Raw genomic sequence first — 16,898 nt, 5'->3', positions numbered from 1 at the left:
GCAGGGCCCGAGTGTTAAAAGTAGCTCCAGTTGTGCTAATTAACTTTGTTACCTGCTCGGATTGAGCAGTTTTTTGTAGTCAATCAACAGTTGGGCGCGCTACAGGCGCAGGAAAAGACGCGTTTTGAAGAAATCCACCGCTACACCTAAAACAGTAGTTCCGCTCTGGCGTCAGCAACTGCACTACCGATTGAAGGAAGGTGCACTGATTGCCATCGGAGCCTTATGCCTGTTCCTGATGATGGCATTGCTGACTTACGGCAAGGACGATCCGGGCTGGAGTCATAACAGCAAAATTGAAGACGTGCAGAACTTCGGCGGCCCCGCGGGCTCCTACAGCGCCGATATCCTGTTCATGGTGCTGGGCTATTTCGCTTATATCTTCCCGCTGCTGTTAGCGATCAAGACCTATCAGATTTTCCGTCATCGCCATGAAACCTGGGAATGGAGCGGCTGGCTGTTTTCCTGGCGCCTGATCGGCCTGGTGTTCCTGGTGCTGTCGGGCGCGGCCCTGGCGCATATCCACTTCCATGCAGCCACCGGCTTGCCGGCGGGCGCCGGTGGTGCGCTGGGCGAAAGCCTCGGCGATTTGGCAAAGAACGCATTGAACATCCAGGGCAGTACCCTGATGTTCATCGCGCTGTTCCTGTTCGGCCTGACGGTGTTCACCGACCTCTCCTGGTTCAAGGTCATGGATGTCACTGGCAAGATCACTCTCGACCTGTTCGAACTGTTCCAGGGTGCGGCCAATCGCTGGTGGGCGGCGCGTACCGAGCGCAAGCAACTGGTTGCGCAATTGCGTGAAGTCGACAGCCGGGTCAACGAAGTGGTGGCCCCGACCGTGACCGACAAGCGTGAACAGGCCAAGGTCAAGGAACGCTTGATCGAACGTGAGCAGGCGCTGAGCAAGCACATGTCCGATCGCGAGAAGCAGGTGCCGCCGGTGATTGCCCCAGCGCCGCCCAAAGCGCCGCTGCCAAGCAAGCGCGTGGAAAAAGAGAAGCAGGCACCGCTGTTCGTCGACAGTGCGGTTGAAGGGACCTTGCCGCCGATCTCGATTCTCGACCCGGCGGAAAAGAAACAACTCAACTATTCCCCTGAATCCCTGGCTGCAGTCGGCCACTTGCTGGAAATCAAACTCAAGGAATTCGGCGTCGAAGTTTCGGTCGACTCGATTCATCCCGGCCCGGTGATTACCCGTTACGAGATTCAACCGGCCGCGGGGGTCAAGGTCAGCCGTATTTCCAACCTGGCCAAGGATCTGGCGCGTTCGCTGGCGGTGACCAGCGTGCGGGTGGTGGAAGTGATTCCCGGCAAGACCACCGTCGGTATCGAGATTCCCAATGAAGACCGGCAGATCGTGCGCTTCTCCGAAGTGCTGTCGACACCTGAGTACGATAACTTCAAGTCCCCGGTCACCCTGGCCCTGGGCCACGATATCGGCGGTAAACCGGTCATCACCGACCTGGCAAAAATGCCTCACCTGCTCGTTGCCGGTACCACCGGTTCCGGTAAGTCGGTGGGGGTGAACGCGATGATCCTGTCGATCCTGTTCAAGTCTGGCCCGGAAGACGCCAAGATGATCATGATCGACCCGAAAATGCTCGAGCTGTCGATCTACGAAGGCATTCCGCATTTGCTCTGCCCGGTAGTGACTGACATGAAGGACGCGGCCAATGCCCTGCGCTGGAGCGTCGCCGAGATGGAACGGCGCTACAAACTGATGGCGAAGATGGGCGTGCGTAACCTGGCGGGCTTCAATGCCAAGATCAAGGAAGCTCAGGACGCCGGAACGCCGTTGACCGATCCTTTGTACAAGCGCGAAAGTATTCATGACGAGGCGCCGCTGCTGGTCAAGTTGCCGACCATCGTGGTCGTGGTCGACGAATTCGCCGACATGATGATGATCGTCGGCAAGAAGGTCGAAGAACTGATCGCCCGTATCGCGCAAAAGGCCCGGGCAGCCGGTATCCACTTGATCCTTGCGACCCAGCGTCCGTCGGTTGACGTGATTACCGGTTTGATCAAGGCGAACATTCCCACGCGTATGGCGTTCCAGGTATCGAGCAAGATCGATTCGCGAACCATCATCGATCAGGGCGGCGCCGAACAGCTGTTGGGTCACGGTGACATGCTCTACATGCCGCCCGGCACCAGCCTGCCGATCCGGGTCCACGGTGCGTTCGTGTCCGACGAAGAGGTGCACCGGGTGGTTGAAGCCTGGAAACTGCGCGGCGCGCCGGAATACAACGACCAGATCCTCGCGGGTGTCGAAGAAGCCGGTAGTGGCTTTGAAGGCGGCAGCGGCGGCGATGAAGACAGCGAATCCGATGCGCTCTACGACGAAGCGGTGCAGTTCGTTCTGGAAAGCCGTCGCGCATCCATCTCCGCGGTTCAGCGCAAGCTGAAAATCGGCTACAACCGCGCCGCCCGCATGATCGAAGCCATGGAAATGGCCGGGGTCGTCACTTCCATGAATACCAACGGTTCCCGTGAAGTCCTGGCTCCAGGCCCGGTGCGCGACTGATTTGAATTGAACAGCGGCGGGGCAGTGATGCGCCGCCACTCTCCCCACGAATGTTATGAGGACTCCCATGCGCTTTATCCGCATGCTGTTGTTGCCGGTACTGGCTTTAACCACTCTCTCGGCCCATGCCGACAGCAAAGATGTGGCGCGTCTGACCCAGTTGCTCGAAAAGTCGCAGACCCTGACGGCGCGTTTCTCGCAGCTGACCCTCGATGGCAGCGGCACTCAGTTGCAGGAAACTACCGGTGAAATGTCCCTGCAGCGCCCTGGCCTGTTCTACTGGCACACCGACGCACCGCAAGAGCAACTGATGGTTTCCGATGGCAAGAAGGTTTCCCTGTGGGATCCTGACCTGGAGCAGGTCACCATCAAGAAGCTCGATCAGCGCCTGACCCAGACCCCGGCCTTGCTGCTGTCCGGCGACGTGTCGAAGATCAGTGAAAGCTTCGACATCAGCGCCAAGGAAGCCGGCGGCGTGATCGACTTCACCCTCAAGCCGAAAACCAAGGACACCCTGTTCGACAGCCTGCGCCTGTCGTTCCGCAATGGTCTGGTCAATGACATGCAACTGATCGACAGCGTCGGCCAGCGCACCAATATCCTGTTCACCGGGGTGAAGGCCAACGAGCCGATTCCGGCGTCCAAGTTCAGGTTCGACATCCCCAAGGGTGCCGACGTGATCCAGGAATAATCCGCAGGACTTGTAGGAGCGAGCTTGCTCGCGATAAACCCGAGCACGCCGCGGGGTGTCTGGCTTGCAGCGTTATCGTTGACGACCATCGTCGGAACGCCGCCCGGAGCAAGCTCGCTCCTAGATCGGCATCCGGACCCAGTGGAGGTTTCATAAGTAGTGATGGATCTGTTTCGAAGTGCTCCGATCGCTCAACCGTTGGCAGCGCGCCTGCGCGCTGCCAACCTGGATGAATACGTCGGTCAGGAACACCTGCTCGCTCGTGGCAAGCCTCTGCGTGAGGCCCTGGAGCAGGGTGCCCTGCACTCGATGATTTTCTGGGGGCCGCCGGGGGTGGGTAAAACCACCCTGGCGCGGCTGCTGGCGGAAGTCTCGGACGCGCATTTCGAAACGGTCTCGGCGGTATTGGCCGGGGTCAAGGAGATTCGCCAGGCGGTGGAAATCGCCAGGCAGCAGGCCGGGCAATACGGCCGCCGGACCATCCTGTTCGTCGACGAAGTGCATCGCTTCAACAAGTCGCAACAGGACGCTTTTCTGCCCTACGTCGAAGACGGCACCCTGATTTTTATCGGAGCGACCACGGAAAACCCGTCGTTCGAGCTGAACAATGCACTGCTGTCCCGGGCTCGGGTCTACGTCCTCAAAAGCCTCGACGAAGCGGCGCTGCGCAAACTGGTACAGCGCGCACTCACTGAAGAACGCGGCCTCGGCAAACGCCAGCTGAGCCTCAGTGACGAAGGTTTCAAGATGCTGTTGACGGCCGCTGACGGTGACGGCAGGCGTTTGCTCAACCTGCTGGAGAATGCCTCCGACCTGGCCGAAGACGGCACTGAAATCGGCATCGAGCTGCTGCAAAGCCTGTTGGGTGATACCCGCCGGCGCTTCGACAAGGGCGGCGAAGCCTTCTACGACCAAATTTCGGCGCTGCACAAGTCAGTGCGTGGTTCCAACCCGGACGGTGCGCTGTACTGGTTTGCGCGCATGCTCGACGGCGGCTGCGATCCGCTGTACCTGGCGCGGCGCGTGGTGCGCATGGCCAGTGAAGACATCGGCAATGCCGATCCGCGCGCGTTGAGCCTGTGTCTCGCCGCCTGGGACGTGCAGGAGCGCCTGGGCAGTCCCGAAGGCGAGTTGGCGGTGGCCCAGGCCATCACCTATCTGGCCTGCGCGCCGAAAAGCAATGCGGTGTACATGGGCTTCAAGGCCGCCATGCGCAGCGCGGCCGAGCACGGCTCGCTGGAAGTGCCGCTGCATTTGCGCAATGCGCCGACCAAGCTGATGAAACAGCTGGGCTATGGTGACGAATACCGTTACGCCCACGATGAGCCCGAGGCCTATGCCGCCGGTGAGGACTATTTCCCGGACGAACTTGAGCCGCAGCACTTCTACCAGCCGGTGCCCCGTGGCCTTGAACTGAAGATCGGCGAGAAACTCAATCATCTTGCCGCGCTGGACCGGCTCAGTCCCCGACAGCGGAGAAAGCCTTGATTCCATTGATTGTCGCGGTCTCCGTGGGTGGAGTTGCCGGGACCCTGCTGCGCTTTGCCACAGGTAACTGGATCAATGCTAATTGGCCGCGGCACTTCTATACCGCGACGCTGGCCGTTAATATCGTGGGCTGCCTGTTGATCGGCATCTTATACGGTCTGTTTTTGCTCCGCCCGGAGGTGCCGCTTGAGGTGCGTGCCGGGTTGATAGTGGGCTTCCTCGGCGGCCTGACGACTTTTTCATCCTTTTCACTGGATACGCTGCGCTTGCTGGAAACCGGGCAAGCGCCGCTGGCCTTGGGCTATGCGGCAATCAGCGTATTCGGCGGGCTGCTCGCGACCTGGGCTGGCCTGTCCTTGACCAAACTTTGATAAACGAGAGACCGACATGCTCGATTCCAAACTGTTACGTAGTAACCTGCAGGACGTAGCGGACCGCCTGGCATCCCGTGGCTTCACCCTGGATGTCGCGCGCATCGAAGCGCTGGAAGAACAGCGCAAGATCGTCCAGACCCGCACCGAACAACTGCAGGCTGAACGTAATGCGCGCTCCAAATCCATCGGTCAGGCCAAGCAGCGCGGCGAAGACATAGCGCCGCTGATGGCGGATGTCGAGCGCATGGCCAATGAACTCAATAGCGGTAAAGTCGAGCTGGATGCGATTCAGACCGAGCTGGACTCGATTCTGCTGAACATCCCCAACCTGCCGCATGAGTCCGTGCCGATTGGCGCCGATGAAGAAGCCAACGTTGAAGTGCGCAGCTGGGGCACACCGACGGCCTTCGACTTCGAGGTCAAGGATCACGTCGCCCTGGGCGAGAAATTCGGCTGGCTGGATTTCGAGACCGCGGCCAAGCTCTCTGGCGCGCGATTCGCGCTGCTGCGTGGGCCGATCGCGCGTCTGCATCGCGCACTGGCGCAGTTCATGATCAACCTGCATATCAACGAACACGGCTACGAAGAGGCTTATACCCCGTACCTGGTTCAGGCCCCGGCCTTGCAGGGCACCGGCCAGTTGCCGAAGTTCGAAGAAGATCTGTTCAAGATCAGCCGCGAAGGCGAAGCCGATCTGTATCTGATCCCGACCGCTGAAGTGTCGCTGACCAACATCGTATCCGGCGAGATTCTCGATTCGAAGCTGCTGCCGATGAAGTTCGTCGCTCACACGCCATGCTTCCGCAGTGAAGCCGGCGCGTCGGGCCGCGACACCCGCGGGATGATTCGCCAGCACCAGTTCGACAAGGTCGAGATGGTCCAGATCGTTGAGCCATCGACGTCGATGGAAGCGCTGGAAGGCCTGACCGGCAACGCCGAGAAGGTCCTGCAATTGCTCGAGCTGCCGTATCGCGTACTGGCGCTGTGCACCGGCGACATGGGCTTCAGCGCGGTCAAGACCTATGACCTCGAAGTCTGGATCCCGAGCCAGGACAAATACCGCGAGATTTCCTCGTGCTCCAACTGCGGCGACTTCCAGGCCCGACGCATGCAGGCGCGCTTCCGTAACCCGGAAACCGGCAAACCTGAACTGGTTCACACCCTGAACGGTTCCGGTCTGGCGGTTGGTCGTACTCTGGTGGCGGTGCTGGAAAACTATCAGCAGGCCGACGGTTCGATCCGTGTACCGGCGGTGCTCAAGCCGTACATGGGTGACATCGAGGTCATCGGCTAAATGGACTATCTGCCGCTGTTCCACAACCTGCGCGGCAGCCGCGTATTGGTCGTCGGTGGGGGGGAGATTGCCTTGCGCAAATCCCGCCTGCTGGCCGATGCCGGTGCGCTGCTGCGGGTAGTTGCGCCTGAAATAGAAATCCAGCTGCGCGAACTGGTGCAGAACAGCGGCGGTGAGTGCGTCTTGCGCGGTTATGCCGAGGCCGATCTCCAGGGCTGCGTGCTGATCATTGCCGCCACCGACGACCAACAGCTGAATGCGCAGGTGTCCAGAGATGCGCAGCAGCGATGCGTGCCGGTCAACGTGGTCGATGCTCCGGCATTATGCAGCGTGATTTTCCCGGCGATCGTCGATCGCTCGCCCTTGGTGATTGCGGTTTCCAGTGGCGGCGATGCGCCAGTGCTGGCACGGCTGATTCGGGCCAAGCTGGAAACCTGGATTCCGTCGACCTACGGTCAGTTGGCCGGTCTGGCGGCGCGGTTTCGCACCGAGGTCAAAGGTCTGTTCCCGGATGTGCAGCAGCGGCGGGCATTCTGGGAAGATGTTTTCCAGGGTCCCATTGCTGATCGCCAATTGGCCGGGCAGGGCGCCGAAGCCGAGCGCCTGCTGCTGGAGAAAATCAATGGCACTGCGCCTGTGGCAACGGGCGAGGTTTATCTGGTTGGGGCCGGGCCGGGCGATCCGGACCTGCTGACGTTCCGCGCCCTGCGTTTGATGCAGCAAGCGGATGTGGTGTTGTACGACCGTCTGGTTGCACCGGCGATCCTCGAGCTGTGCCGGCGTGATGCCGACCGGGTCTACGTCGGCAAGCGTCGGGCTGATCACGCCGTGCCTCAGGAGCAGATCAACCAGCAATTGGTGGATCTGGCCAGACAGGGCAAACGGGTGCTGCGCCTCAAAGGCGGCGATCCGTTCATCTTCGGCCGTGGCGGCGAAGAGATCGAAGAACTGGCGGCGCAGGGCATTCCGTTCCAGGTAGTGCCAGGTATCACCGCGGCCAGCGGTTGTGCGGCTTATGCCGGGATTCCCCTGACTCATCGTGATTATGCGCAGTCGGTGCGGTTCATCACCGGGCACCTGAAGGATGGCACCTCGGATTTGCCGTGGAGCGACCTCGTGGCCCCGGCGCAGACCCTGGTGTTCTACATGGGCTTGATCGGCTTGCCGATCATTTGCAATGAACTGATCAAGCACGGCCGTTCGGCAGATACGCCCGCGGCACTGATCCAGCAGGGCACCACCTCGAATCAGCGAGTCTTTACCGGCACCCTGGGCAACCTGCCACAGTTGGTCGCCGAGCATGAAGTTCATGCGCCGACCCTGGTGATAGTCGGGGAAGTGGTGCAGCTGCGCGAGAAGCTAAAGTGGTTTGAAGGGGCGCAGTCGCAGGTTTGACCTGAGTCGCCTGCCTTAAAAGATCGCAGCCTGCGGCAGCTCCTACAAAGTCCTTGTCCACCCGTGATTTATCGGGTGTACACAAAATCTGTAGGAGCTGCCGCAGGCTGCGATCTTTTTCGGGCTACACCTAAATCATCCTGCAATCATTTATTCTGCCAAACCCCTTTCCCGCTCAACCGCTCCCGATCATGACTGGCATTGAAATCCTGCGCCGGCCCCTTCGGCACGATGCCGGTGGGATTGATCGTCCGATGGCTCGAGTAGTAGTGCCCCTTGATGTGGTTGAAGTCCACGGTCTCGGCAATGCCCGGCCACTGATACAGCTCCCGTAGCCAGTTCGACAGATTCGGGTAATCGGCAATCCGTCGCAGATTGCACTTGAAGTGGCTGTAATACACCGCGTCGAAGCGAATCATTGTGGTGAACAGGCGGATATCGGCTTCGGTGAGGTATTCACCCGCTAGATAGCGCTGGCCGTCCAGGCGCTTTTCCAGCCAGTCGAGTTCACTGAACAGCTCATCGAAGGCTTGTTCATAGGCCTTCTGCGAAGTAGCGAAGCCGGCGCGATAGACGCCGTTGTTTACCGCCGGATAGATCCGCGCGTTCAATTCGTCGATCGTCGCCCGCAGCGGTTGCGGGTAGAAGTCCAGGCGATTGCCGGTCAGTTCGTCGAAGGCACTGTTGAACATGCGGATGATTTCCGCCGATTCGTTGTTGACGATGCGTTTGTGCTTATTGTCCCAGAGCATCGGTACTGTGACCCGACCGGTGTAGTCGGCGGTATCTGCGGTGTAGCGCTGATGCAGATAGGTCAGGTTGTCCAGGCGGTCGCCGCTGGAGCCGAAAGCTTTATCGAAGGTCCAGCCGTTTTCCAGCATCAACCAACTGACGACGGAGACATCGATCAGGCTTTCAAGGCCTTTGAGTTTGCGCAAGATCAGCGTGCGGTGGGCCCAGGGGCAGGCGAGCGACACATAGAGGTGATAACGGCCGGCCTCGGCCGGGAAACCGCCTTCACCGGTCGGACCCGGCTGGCCATCGGCAGTCAGCCAGTTACGGCGCTGGGCTTGTTCGCGCTGGAACTCGCCGTCTTTGCCGCTCTCGTACCACTGGTCATGCCAGCGCCCTTCAATCAGCAAACCCATCAGAAACTCCTCGGCTAATAAGCGTTGGAGTTCAGTCTAATCCGATGAGTTCGAACAAAAAGCGCAAAGCTTGGGCGTTAATGATCGGTTAAATCGATTTGTCCCGCGCATCCCAGTATTGCTGAGCCAGTTCGAACGCCTGCTCCCGCGGCGTGCCGAGGCCCCGCAGGGCCAGGGCCATGGTCGAGATCAGCGCCAGTTGCGGGTAACTGTCCTGCACCTCGCCACGCCACAACGCGGTCAATTGCTCGGGGTCCAGGGTCGCGGGTTTGACGTGTCGTTGGGCCGACAGTGCCGGCCATTCCTCATCCCAGCTTTCGCCACCGGTGGTGCCGTACAAATGGCTGATGGAATCGGGGTTGATTTCGATCTCGCCGCCATCGCCTTTGATGACGATGCTGTTGTCACCCAGCAGGCCACTGGCATCGCGGTGCACGCCCTGATAACCGGGATGGAAAATACTTTGCAGGCCACAACGAGCGCCCAACGGATTGAGAATCCGCGCCAGGGAATGGATGGGCGAACGCAAACCGAGGGTATTGCGCAGATCGATCATTCGTTGCATCTGCGGCGCCCAATCGCCGAGCGGGATAAACGCCAGATTGCCTTGCTCCAGCGCGGTCCCGACCTGCTGCCAATTGCGGCACAACGGGATCTGCAATAGCTCGAGCAACTGCTCGCTGTACAGCCGGCCGGCGGTATGCGCGCCGCCGCCGTGCATTAGAATGCGCACGCCGTTCTGCGCCAGGCATTTTGCGGCCAGCAGGTACCACGGCAGATGACGTTTCTTGCCGGCATAGGTCGGCCAGTCCAGATCAACCTTCAACGCCGGTGCGTTCAATCGCTCACGCAGCGCTTCGGTAAAGCCGGCCAGCTCTTCCGGGCTTTCTTCCTTGTGCCGCAACAGCATCAGGAAAGCGCCGAGCTGGGTGTCCTCGACTTTTTCGTCGAGCAGCATGCCCATGGCCTCCCGCGCTTCTTCGCGAGTCAGACTGCGGGCACCGCGCTTGCCTTTGCCAAGGATTCGCACGAATTGGGCGAAAGGGTGCTCGGCGGGAGTTTCAGTGATCAACGGCGCAAAATCAGTCATAAGCAATTAGTCGGTTTGGGCAGGCCCGCCAGCTTGGCGGCAAGTTTGGCGGGAGTGCCTTTGAACAGTCGGTTCAGGTGCAGGCTGTTGCCCTTGTCCGGGCCCAGCTTCAATGTGGTGTACTTGATCAGCGGACGGGTCGCCGGAGACAGCTGGAACTCTTGATAAAAGCCGCGCAGCAGCTCGAGGATTTCCCAGTGCTCCGGGCTCAGCTCGAGTTCTTCGGCAGCGGCCAGCGCACTGGCGACCTCGGTGGACCAATCGCTCAGGTTGACCAGATAACCGTCTTTATCAAGGTCGATGCTCTGTGCACCTACGATCAACGAGCTCATAGCCAGCTGTTGACCTTGTCATAGTGAATCGACAGCTCGACAAACCCTGGGTAATCGACGTTTTTCACCCAATCGGGGACTTCCAGGCCACGGGCCTGACAGTCTTCCTCGAGGACAAACAAGCGCAACGTATCGATCCGTGCTTGCAGCGCGTTGAACGGTGCGCTGCCGGGTTGCAGGGCATACAGCGCGTCACCGCAGAGCAGGAGGGCATCCTGCGCGCCAAGCAGGCGCAGGCAACTGGTCAGCCGGTTATCGGTAAACGGCGAGTGGGATAACACATGCAAAGTCGACATCAGAGGGTAATAACCTGGTCGTAACTATCAATAATCGAGGAGAGTTGCTCCGGGTCCAGCAACTGCACAGTGTCCATGTTCAGCGCCGATGGTGCAAAACCACGTTCCTTGACACTGTTGCCGCAGGCAAACACATCCTCTACGCCAAACAGCGACAAGGCTTGCAGATTGGCGCTCAGATCCTTTTGCTGAACGGCTTTGGCGTTCTGTGCCGGCGCGAGCTGGAATACCCCGTCATCGAGAAACAACAGGCCGATCGGCAAATCAAAGGCGCCGCCTGCCAGCACGATATCCAGCGCTTCACGAGCGCCGGGGCCGGACCAGGGTGCCTGCCGGCTGATAATCAGCAAGGATTTAGGCATTTCATGGCCCTCCGAAACATATCAAGCGGTCGGCCGCTTGCACGGCGTCATGCAGTTGCCCGAGTCCGGACAACTCCCAGGGCGCGCTCAAATTGACCGCAGAACGCTGATACCGCCGGGCTTCCTCTTCATTCAGTACGCCACGGCGCAAGGCGGCAGCGATACACACCACGCCGTCGAGCTGATGCTCGGTGACGAACGCGCGCCATTGCCGGGGCAGGTCCAGCTCATCCTGCGGGGTAACCGTAGTGTCCTGAGCGTTGTAAACGCCATCCTGATAGAAAAACAGCCGCACGATCTGGTGCCCGCCGGCCAGCGCAGCCTGGGCAAACAGCAGGGCGCGGCGCGAGGAGGGCGCATGGGCGGCGGAGAAAAGGGCAATGGCGAACTTCATGACGAACTCTGTCAGCAAACCTGGGGCAATGATAAAGCTTTATCGCCCCATCGGCGAAATCCGTTTCACCGGGCCTGACCGTAATGCCGGCTTGCCAAAGATCAGCGCGGCATATAACCCAATTGCCAGCGATGGGGGATTTTCAGCGAGGCAACACCGAGAATCGCCGCCAACAAGCCGCTGACGAACAGCGCCTTGATCCCCAGTTGATGCTCGAGCAGCGCACCGAGCACAGCGCCGGCAAACATCCCGGTCCAGGGTATCAACTGCACCCGTCAGCCATTCCTCCGTTCCCCAAGCATCCAGCGTCCGAGGCCCCGGCCAAAACGCGAAAGCGCGCCGGTCACGTAGGTCAGTCCGACGGGCAGGCCGTTGACCTCTTCGACGGCGGCGTTAAGCATGCCCATGGCAATGATCGCCGCCAGCAAGGCTGGTAACTGTGTTTCAAACGGCCAGACCGCGGCGGCGCACAGCAAGGTAGCAATGCACAACAGCAAGGGCAGGGCGCGCCGACCGCCGATTCGACTGACGACAATGCCCAAGGCATTGCCGACGATAAAGGTGACGACGAGGATAAGCAGCCGCAGGGTCAATCCCGGGTCACCGTCGCTGATCGCTACCGCCAGACGCGTAGTGTTGCCGCTCATGAAGGAGACGAAGTCGCCGGTGGCCATGAAGCCTATGGCATCGGTCATCCCGGCTAGTACCGAAAGGCTCGCGACCAGGCACATTCCGATGCGTCCGCGCCATTTCTGGGTGTGCCGCAGGCCGGGGTGAGAATGGTTTTTAGGTGAGGTGGGCAGCATCAGCGAAATGTCATCGGCAAAGATCCTTTATAGGCGCTATCGAGCTATAGGCGCTATAGGGCTTTGGTCACTGGTCGAGATCATGCAATTGACAATATTGCTCCCAGTCCATGCCGGCCATTTCAGCCACCTCCTTGTGTACCTCCATTCTCCGGGTCTGGTAGTCCTGGGGCGATGCGGCGGTCAGCTGCAACGTCAGCTCCCAGGCAAACAGGCCCTGGCGCTCGGCTTCTGCTTCGAACGCTTCATGCAGACGCTCCTCGCGGTACTGTTCCAGCGTCTCGCCCCTGGCCTGGGCAGCCAAAGGATTCAGGTGATCGAGCTGCTCCTTGAGCTGCGGGTGTTGCAGCAGGAATTTATCCAGAGCCAGCTGGTGATGGGGTTCGATCGGCGGCATCGGCGGTCCTTGATGGTTTGCTTGATTGTCGGGTGTAGCCACCCATGAATACGTACCACGATCTATAGTGATATTCCATGCCTCCAAATAGAAGCGAGAGTGCGATGAAACGATCCATTCTATTTTTGCTTGGCGCATTGGTCGCGACGCCGCTCTTTGCCGCGGACGACCTGTGCGCGATCAATCTGCAAAAGATCAGAGAGCTGAAAGCGACCCCGGTGATGGGCCAGCCTCAACTGGATAAAATTCGAAATGCGCGAATGGAAGCGGAAAAAGCCCAAGCCGCTGGCGACACTCAAAAGTGCATAAACCTGACCAATCGGGCTTTACAGGACATTAATAACGCTCAAAAAAACCAGTGACGAGGGAGGCCGGGCCGGCATCCCGGCACGGTCATGTATCGGATTGCGTGAAGCCTGGCTCCTACTTGTAGCCCAGGCAGGGCGGGAGGTTGCCATGAGCTATCAATCGATAACCGAAGAGCAGTGGGCTACGGTCACTTGCGCCGCGGAAGAGGCGCAGGAGCTGAAAAAGTACGCAGTCAGGTTGACCGTGAAGTTGAAGGAATATTTCGATGACGAACACTCGAGAGAGCGCCTCGGGGTGAAGTTCGAGGTTCTTGGAGATGACACTTCCTGGAGGATTGAATCGCCGTTTGGTGTGGCCAGGGCGCAACTGCGGATTTTCACCAATGAAGCCGGCCTGTACGCGAAATACCTCATCGAAAGACAGAATAAATGTCCCGCGGATCAACCGGTCTGGCAGCCGATATGGGCCATTCATATCACCCTGCAAGGCGTGGCCCATCCAGGGCACGACAGCGCGGAACCGATCAACCTCAGGGCTTCGTCTAACCATGCCGACGATGCCATAGGGGGTTTGGGGCTTTCCTTGCTCTATGCGCTGGGGCAGGAGTAGCAGGCGTATATTATTAATAGTATCGACCAGGCAGTAGCGGATAACCCGGGACGTTTGGAGGTGCGATATGAGCCAGTATCAGCGACTTTTTCTGATAGCAGGTGAAACCATGCGCCACTCGCCGGCGATGGAGCGGGCGGTCGCGATTGCCGACGCCACGGATGCAGCGCTGCATATCGCGGTGTTCATCGAAGACTTCGACCTGATGCGGTTAATGAAGGGCAGCAAGCAACAACGCGAGACCAGTCGGCAAGAGAACGAGCAGTGGCTCATGGATGAAGCGGATCTGCTACGCCACAAAGGCCTCGAAGTGACCACCGAAGTGGTGGTGACCCGCGATCCGTTGCAAGAGATTCTCGACCATGTGGCTCAGATGCGGCCGGACCTGGTGATCAAGGACCTGCACCACGAATCGGCGCTCAAGGGCGCGGTCATGACGCCCCTGGATTGGCAACTGCTGCGCCGTTGTCCAGTTGCGGTGCATCTGGTCAGCGAGGTCCGCTGTCCGCTGCCAAGGGTGGTCGTGGCGGCTGTTGATCCGGCACATCCGGCGGGGCAGATCCACGGGATCAACGACAGCATCATTCAGGCCGCACAGGACCTGGCCGAGCAATGCGACGCCGAGCTGCATCTGCTGCATGCCTACGATCTGAGCCACACTCAAATAGCCGATGCGGGTGCGGGCGCCGTAACCATGCCGGGCTTCGGCGCCGACGTGCGTCGCTCCCTTGAAAAAACCTTTGCTGCACTGGCCAGGCAGTACGAGGTGCCAGTCGAGCGCCAGCACTTCATCGCCGGGCCGCTGACCAAGGCCCTGGCTAACTTCGTCGCCCATAGCCGGGCCGATGTGATCGTCATGGGCAATGTGCATCACAAAGGGCTAGGCAAGCTGATTGGCAGCACCACCGAGCATGTTCTGCAGCACGTACACTGCAACGTGTTGGCCATAGAGGGTGAGTCGATCGATAAGCAAGGCGGCTGAATGGGCTTAAGCTCAGGCCGTCGCAATCGACGCCCTTCAGGAAACACTCTCGCAGAGTGCTGCCTGGAGGGCATCCGGCCGACACTCTGGTTACTCAAGCTTGGCTGCCACCCCAGACTCCACTGGCCGCCGTGCGCCGCACATAATCGGAAAAGTCCCGGGGAGGGCGACCGAGCGCGCGCTGCACGCCGTCGGCTATTGGCGTGTTGCGGCCGTCCAGCACCGTGGTGAACAGGTAGAGCACCAGATCGATCAGCTCTGTGGGGAGCAGGCTCTGTTCCAGCGCCTCGCGATAAGCCTGGGTTGGCACACTGACGAAGCGGATGTCGCGACCGGTGGCGCGGGCGATTTCGTCGACAGCCTCGGCGAAGGTCAGGGCGCGCGGACCGGTCAGTTCATAGAGTTGACCGGCATGCCCGGAACTGGTCAGGGCCGCGACGGCAATCTCTGCGATGTCCTCGACGTCGACGAAAGGTTCGGCCACCGGGCCGACCGGCAGCGCGAGTTCGCCCTCGAGTATCGGTTCGAGGAAATGCGCCTCGCTGAAATTCTGGTAGAACCAACTCGCACGCAGCACCGTCCATTCGGCGCCGGACGCCTGTAATAGTTGTTCGGCTTGGGCCGCCTCGATCTCACCGCGCCCCGACAGCAGCACCAGCTTGCGGGCGCCGCTTTCGAGCGCCTGATTAATAAAGGCCCGGACTGTCTCGAGGGCATTCGGCACCGCGAGGTCCGGCTGGTAGGAAATATACACGGCCTGGACTCCATCAAGCACGGAGCTCCAGGTGGAGCGGTCTTCCCAGTCGAAGGGCGGGTTCGCCGCACGCGATCCGAGACGCACCGGGTGCCCGGCGGCTTGCAAGCGTTCGGCGATTCGCCGACCGGTTTTACCGTTGGCACCCAGCACCAGGATTAAGTCGTTAGAGGTGTTCATCAGGTTTGGCTCCGCTGAAATGTGAGTATTACTCACGTTTAAGAAGATGATAAACCCTCATGTTTTTCCGTCAAGCAACCCGGTTCACGAAACCGACGGAAGGCACAGCTTGGCGCTCTTTGTCATTCCAGAAATCCGGTGCTAAGGTGAGTACTCGTCACATTTAACTTTTCACATTTAACTTCAGGGGATCGCGCGAGTGGGGGAAAAAACGGCTGCTCAAACATCACCAGCGGCGGTGGAACCGGCACTGTCGGCGCGTCGTACGCCGACGCAACAGCGCAGCCGGGAACGGCTGGAGCGGATCTTGACGGTATCTACCGAGTTGATCGCGGCCAAGGGTAGCGATCAGGTGAAGATGAGCGAGATCGCCGAGCTGGCGCAAATCTCGATTGGTTCGCTCTATCAGTATTTCCCCGACAAAAGCACGGTCATCCGCACCCTGGCCGAGCGCTATAACGCCGAAAGCCGGCGCTGCATCGAAGCGGCCCTGGCTGGCGTCCAGGACCTCGATGGCTTGCGGATGGCCTATTCAGGCCTGCTGGACCAGTACTACCAGATCGTCCTCGCCACACCTGCGATGCGCGACATCTGGTCAGGCATGCAGGCCGACAGGCAACTGCTGGCGCTCGAACTTGAGGAAAGCCGCGCCGCCGGTGCGCTACTCGCCGAGGCGATGCGCCGCGTGCATCCAGACGCCGACCCGCAGCGAATGGCCGAGTCGGCGTTCCTGATCTGGCATCTGGGCGAGGCGACCATGCGCCTGGCCATCTCTTATGAGGTCGAGGAAGGGCGGGCGCTGGTGGAGGCTTTCAAGCGAATGTCCCTGCGCGAGATCATTCAGCCCCAGGCGGCTGATCCGCTTTAGTGCGTTTGATATGCCGGGCCTTTACCTCGTCGGCGTAGGCGAGCAGTCGCTTCTCGTTGGTCTCCAACAACTCACGAAGCCTGCGCATCGCCTGAGCGTCGGCGTCATCTCCGGCCCGATTCAATTGTTCAGTAATGCGCAGCAGTTCGACAGCCGACCACCGCAAGTCAGAGGCGACACCCTGAAGGTCGCGTCTTAGTTCCTGCTCTGATTCGTTGAGCCACATGATGTTCTCCTTCAAATACCCGCCACCTCCAGATGACTGATCGGGAGTCAGCGGGATTGAACAGGCACCGGTTGAAGTGCCATTGAATGGATTCAGCCTCTTCCAATACTAGCTGCTCGAGTGAATGACCCCGAGCTCCTTGCATCAGTTCCTTTAGCAGAGACTCAACGCCGGCCTGCTAGCCTGTATCCCGTACCGGTTTGCCTGGCTGCTGCCGATTGTCTTTACTGCCTTGTTGATCGGTGGCGCCGGGAAAATCGCCCGGGGTGCGCATTTGGCACGTCGCCAGTGGTTGTTCAACTCCCTTGGGAGGAGAGTCGGTCATGAATATCGAGCTTTCGGACGGGGTGGTCACGCTGCGGCTGTTCAGTAAATG

At 59.8% G+C, this 16,898-nt stretch carries 19 protein-coding genes and 1 pseudogene; 10 read left to right on the top strand and 10 right to left on the bottom strand.

All coding sequences use genetic code 11. From position 1 onward, the window contains the following. Window positions 1-124 precede the first annotated feature (124 nt). From ftsK to cysG, 6 genes are all read left to right on the top strand, one after another. On the top strand, window positions 125-2,527 hold the full coding sequence (ftsK, locus tag ACA064_RS20280) for a DNA translocase FtsK (protein WP_497669718.1): 2,403 nt from the start codon (window positions 125-127) through the stop codon (window positions 2,525-2,527). Between the two features lie 67 nt (window positions 2,528-2,594). Then, a complete protein-coding gene (lolA, locus tag ACA064_RS20275; protein ID WP_497669717.1) occupies window positions 2,595-3,218 on the top strand; it encodes an outer membrane lipoprotein periplasmic chaperone LolA in 624 nt (207 codons plus the stop codon). 162 nt (window positions 3,219-3,380) lie between these two features. Continuing rightward, window positions 3,381-4,706 carry a replication-associated recombination protein A gene (locus ACA064_RS20270; RefSeq protein WP_497669716.1) on the top strand — a complete coding sequence of 442 codons (1,326 nt, stop codon included), beginning with the start codon at window positions 3,381-3,383 and terminating at the stop codon, window positions 4,704-4,706. Next, the gene (gene crcB / locus ACA064_RS20265) at window positions 4,703-5,077 is read left to right on the top strand and encodes a fluoride efflux transporter CrcB (RefSeq protein WP_497669715.1); all 375 of its coding nucleotides are present in this window, start codon (window positions 4,703-4,705) and stop codon (window positions 5,075-5,077) included. Before ACA064_RS20270 ends, crcB begins: the two co-directional genes overlap by 4 nt. 16 nt (window positions 5,078-5,093) lie before the next feature. Beyond that, window positions 5,094-6,374 (top strand): serine--tRNA ligase, encoded by a 1,281-nt coding sequence (gene serS / locus ACA064_RS20260; RefSeq protein WP_497669714.1) that lies wholly within the window; start codon window positions 5,094-5,096, stop codon window positions 6,372-6,374. Then, window positions 6,375-7,769 carry a siroheme synthase CysG gene (cysG, locus tag ACA064_RS20255; protein WP_497669713.1) on the top strand — a complete coding sequence of 465 codons (1,395 nt, stop codon included), beginning with the start codon at window positions 6,375-6,377 and terminating at the stop codon, window positions 7,767-7,769. A 146-nt stretch (window positions 7,770-7,915) separates the two neighbouring features. On the opposite strand, the gene ACA064_RS20250 is transcribed toward cysG, so the two are convergent. The 8 genes and pseudogenes from ACA064_RS20250 to ACA064_RS20215 form a co-directional block, all read right to left on the bottom strand. Next, on the bottom strand, window positions 7,916-8,917 hold the full coding sequence (locus ACA064_RS20250; RefSeq protein ID WP_497669712.1) for a glutathione S-transferase family protein: 1,002 nt from the start codon (window positions 8,915-8,917) through the stop codon (window positions 7,916-7,918). Window positions 8,918-9,005: 88 nt separating this feature from the next. After that, entirely contained in the window at window positions 9,006-9,989 is a 984-nt protein-coding gene (locus ACA064_RS20245; RefSeq protein ID WP_497674291.1) for a glycosyl transferase family protein, read from the bottom strand. A gap of 14 nt (window positions 9,990-10,003) precedes the next feature. Next, window positions 10,004-10,339: a TusE/DsrC/DsvC family sulfur relay protein gene (locus ACA064_RS20240; protein ID WP_497669711.1), complete on the bottom strand. Its 336-nt coding sequence runs from the start codon at window positions 10,337-10,339 to the stop codon at window positions 10,004-10,006. Beyond that, window positions 10,336-10,635, bottom strand: a complete 300-nt coding sequence (gene tusB / locus ACA064_RS20235) for a sulfurtransferase complex subunit TusB (protein ID WP_497669710.1) — start codon at window positions 10,633-10,635, stop codon at window positions 10,336-10,338. The genes ACA064_RS20240 and tusB overlap by 4 nt, the downstream gene beginning before the upstream one ends. Then, on the bottom strand, window positions 10,635-10,997 hold the full coding sequence (gene tusC, locus ACA064_RS20230; protein ID WP_497669709.1) for a sulfurtransferase complex subunit TusC: 363 nt from the start codon (window positions 10,995-10,997) through the stop codon (window positions 10,635-10,637). The genes tusB and tusC overlap by 1 nt, the downstream gene beginning before the upstream one ends. 1 nt (window position 10,998) lies before the next feature. Continuing rightward, complete coding sequence (tusD, locus tag ACA064_RS20225) at window positions 10,999-11,391, bottom strand: sulfurtransferase complex subunit TusD (protein ID WP_497669708.1); 393 nt, start codon at window positions 11,389-11,391, stop codon at window positions 10,999-11,001. Between the two features lie 101 nt (window positions 11,392-11,492). Then, a pseudogene (locus tag ACA064_RS20220) lies at window positions 11,493-12,197 on the bottom strand (YoaK family protein). A gap of 67 nt (window positions 12,198-12,264) precedes the next feature. Next, window positions 12,265-12,594 carry a DUF6388 family protein gene (locus ACA064_RS20215; protein WP_497669707.1) on the bottom strand — a complete coding sequence of 110 codons (330 nt, stop codon included), beginning with the start codon at window positions 12,592-12,594 and terminating at the stop codon, window positions 12,265-12,267. Window positions 12,595-12,698: 104 nt separating this feature from the next. On the opposite strand from ACA064_RS20215, the gene ACA064_RS20210 reads away from it, so the two are divergent. The 3 genes from ACA064_RS20210 (at window position 12,699) to ACA064_RS20200 (ending at window position 14,494) form a co-directional block, all read left to right on the top strand. Then, complete coding sequence (locus ACA064_RS20210) at window positions 12,699-12,956, top strand: PA2433 domain-containing protein (RefSeq protein WP_497669706.1); 258 nt, start codon at window positions 12,699-12,701, stop codon at window positions 12,954-12,956. A 94-nt stretch (window positions 12,957-13,050) separates the two neighbouring features. Then, window positions 13,051-13,512 (top strand): hypothetical protein, encoded by a 462-nt coding sequence (locus tag ACA064_RS20205; protein ID WP_497669705.1) that lies wholly within the window; start codon window positions 13,051-13,053, stop codon window positions 13,510-13,512. A 67-nt stretch (window positions 13,513-13,579) separates the two neighbouring features. Beyond that, window positions 13,580-14,494: a universal stress protein gene (locus ACA064_RS20200; protein WP_497669704.1), complete on the top strand. Its 915-nt coding sequence runs from the start codon at window positions 13,580-13,582 to the stop codon at window positions 14,492-14,494. A 94-nt stretch (window positions 14,495-14,588) separates the two neighbouring features. Here ACA064_RS20200 and ACA064_RS20195 read toward each other — a convergent pair whose 3' ends face one another. Next, a complete protein-coding gene (locus ACA064_RS20195; RefSeq protein WP_497669703.1) occupies window positions 14,589-15,428 on the bottom strand; it encodes an NAD(P)H-binding protein in 840 nt (279 codons plus the stop codon). Window positions 15,429-15,627: 199 nt separating this feature from the next. Here ACA064_RS20195 and ACA064_RS20190 point away from each other — a divergent pair, with 199 nt between their 5' ends. After that, window positions 15,628-16,296: a TetR/AcrR family transcriptional regulator gene (locus ACA064_RS20190; RefSeq protein ID WP_497669702.1), complete on the top strand. Its 669-nt coding sequence runs from the start codon at window positions 15,628-15,630 to the stop codon at window positions 16,294-16,296. On the opposite strand, the gene ACA064_RS20185 is transcribed toward ACA064_RS20190, so the two are convergent. Next, window positions 16,265-16,522, bottom strand: coding sequence for a hypothetical protein (locus tag ACA064_RS20185; protein WP_497669701.1), 258 nt, complete (start codon window positions 16,520-16,522; stop codon window positions 16,265-16,267). The two genes, ACA064_RS20190 and ACA064_RS20185, sit on opposite strands and share 32 nt — an antisense overlap. Window positions 16,523-16,898: the final 376 nt, after the last annotated feature.

The sequence above is a fragment of the Pseudomonas sp. LBUM1658 genome, assembly GCF_059716055.1.
This window is presented reverse-complemented; position numbering and strand designations above follow the sequence as displayed.

Bases quoted from the DNA above. Each gene is read 5' to 3' on its own strand.
- ACA064_RS20250 (WP_497669712.1), bottom strand. From the start codon at position 8,917: ATGGGTTTGCTGATTGAAGGGCGCTGGCATGACCAGTGGTACGAGAGC.
- ACA064_RS20270 (WP_497669716.1), top strand. From the start codon at position 3,381: ATGGATCTGTTTCGAAGTGCTCCGATCGCTCAACCGTTGGCAGCGCGC.
- ACA064_RS20185 (WP_497669701.1), bottom strand. From the start codon at position 16,522: ATGTGGCTCAACGAATCAGAGCAGGAACTAAGACGCGACCTTCAGGGT.
- ACA064_RS20240 (WP_497669711.1), bottom strand. From the start codon at position 10,339: ATGAGCTCGTTGATCGTAGGTGCACAGAGCATCGACCTTGATAAAGAC.
- ACA064_RS20195 (WP_497669703.1), bottom strand. From the start codon at position 15,428: ATGAACACCTCTAACGACTTAATCCTGGTGCTGGGTGCCAACGGTAAA.
- tusD (WP_497669708.1), bottom strand. From the start codon at position 11,391: ATGAAGTTCGCCATTGCCCTTTTCTCCGCCGCCCATGCGCCCTCCTCG.
- tusB (WP_497669710.1), bottom strand. From the start codon at position 10,635: ATGTCGACTTTGCATGTGTTATCCCACTCGCCGTTTACCGATAACCGG.
- serS (WP_497669714.1), top strand. From the start codon at position 5,094: ATGCTCGATTCCAAACTGTTACGTAGTAACCTGCAGGACGTAGCGGAC.
- ACA064_RS20200 (WP_497669704.1), top strand. From the start codon at position 13,580: ATGAGCCAGTATCAGCGACTTTTTCTGATAGCAGGTGAAACCATGCGC.
- ACA064_RS20210 (WP_497669706.1), top strand. From the start codon at position 12,699: ATGAAACGATCCATTCTATTTTTGCTTGGCGCATTGGTCGCGACGCCG.
- lolA (WP_497669717.1), top strand. From the start codon at position 2,595: ATGCGCTTTATCCGCATGCTGTTGTTGCCGGTACTGGCTTTAACCACT.
- tusC (WP_497669709.1), bottom strand. From the start codon at position 10,997: ATGCCTAAATCCTTGCTGATTATCAGCCGGCAGGCACCCTGGTCCGGC.
- ACA064_RS20205 (WP_497669705.1), top strand. From the start codon at position 13,051: ATGAGCTATCAATCGATAACCGAAGAGCAGTGGGCTACGGTCACTTGC.
- ACA064_RS20215 (WP_497669707.1), bottom strand. From the start codon at position 12,594: ATGCCGCCGATCGAACCCCATCACCAGCTGGCTCTGGATAAATTCCTG.
- cysG (WP_497669713.1), top strand. From the start codon at position 6,375: ATGGACTATCTGCCGCTGTTCCACAACCTGCGCGGCAGCCGCGTATTG.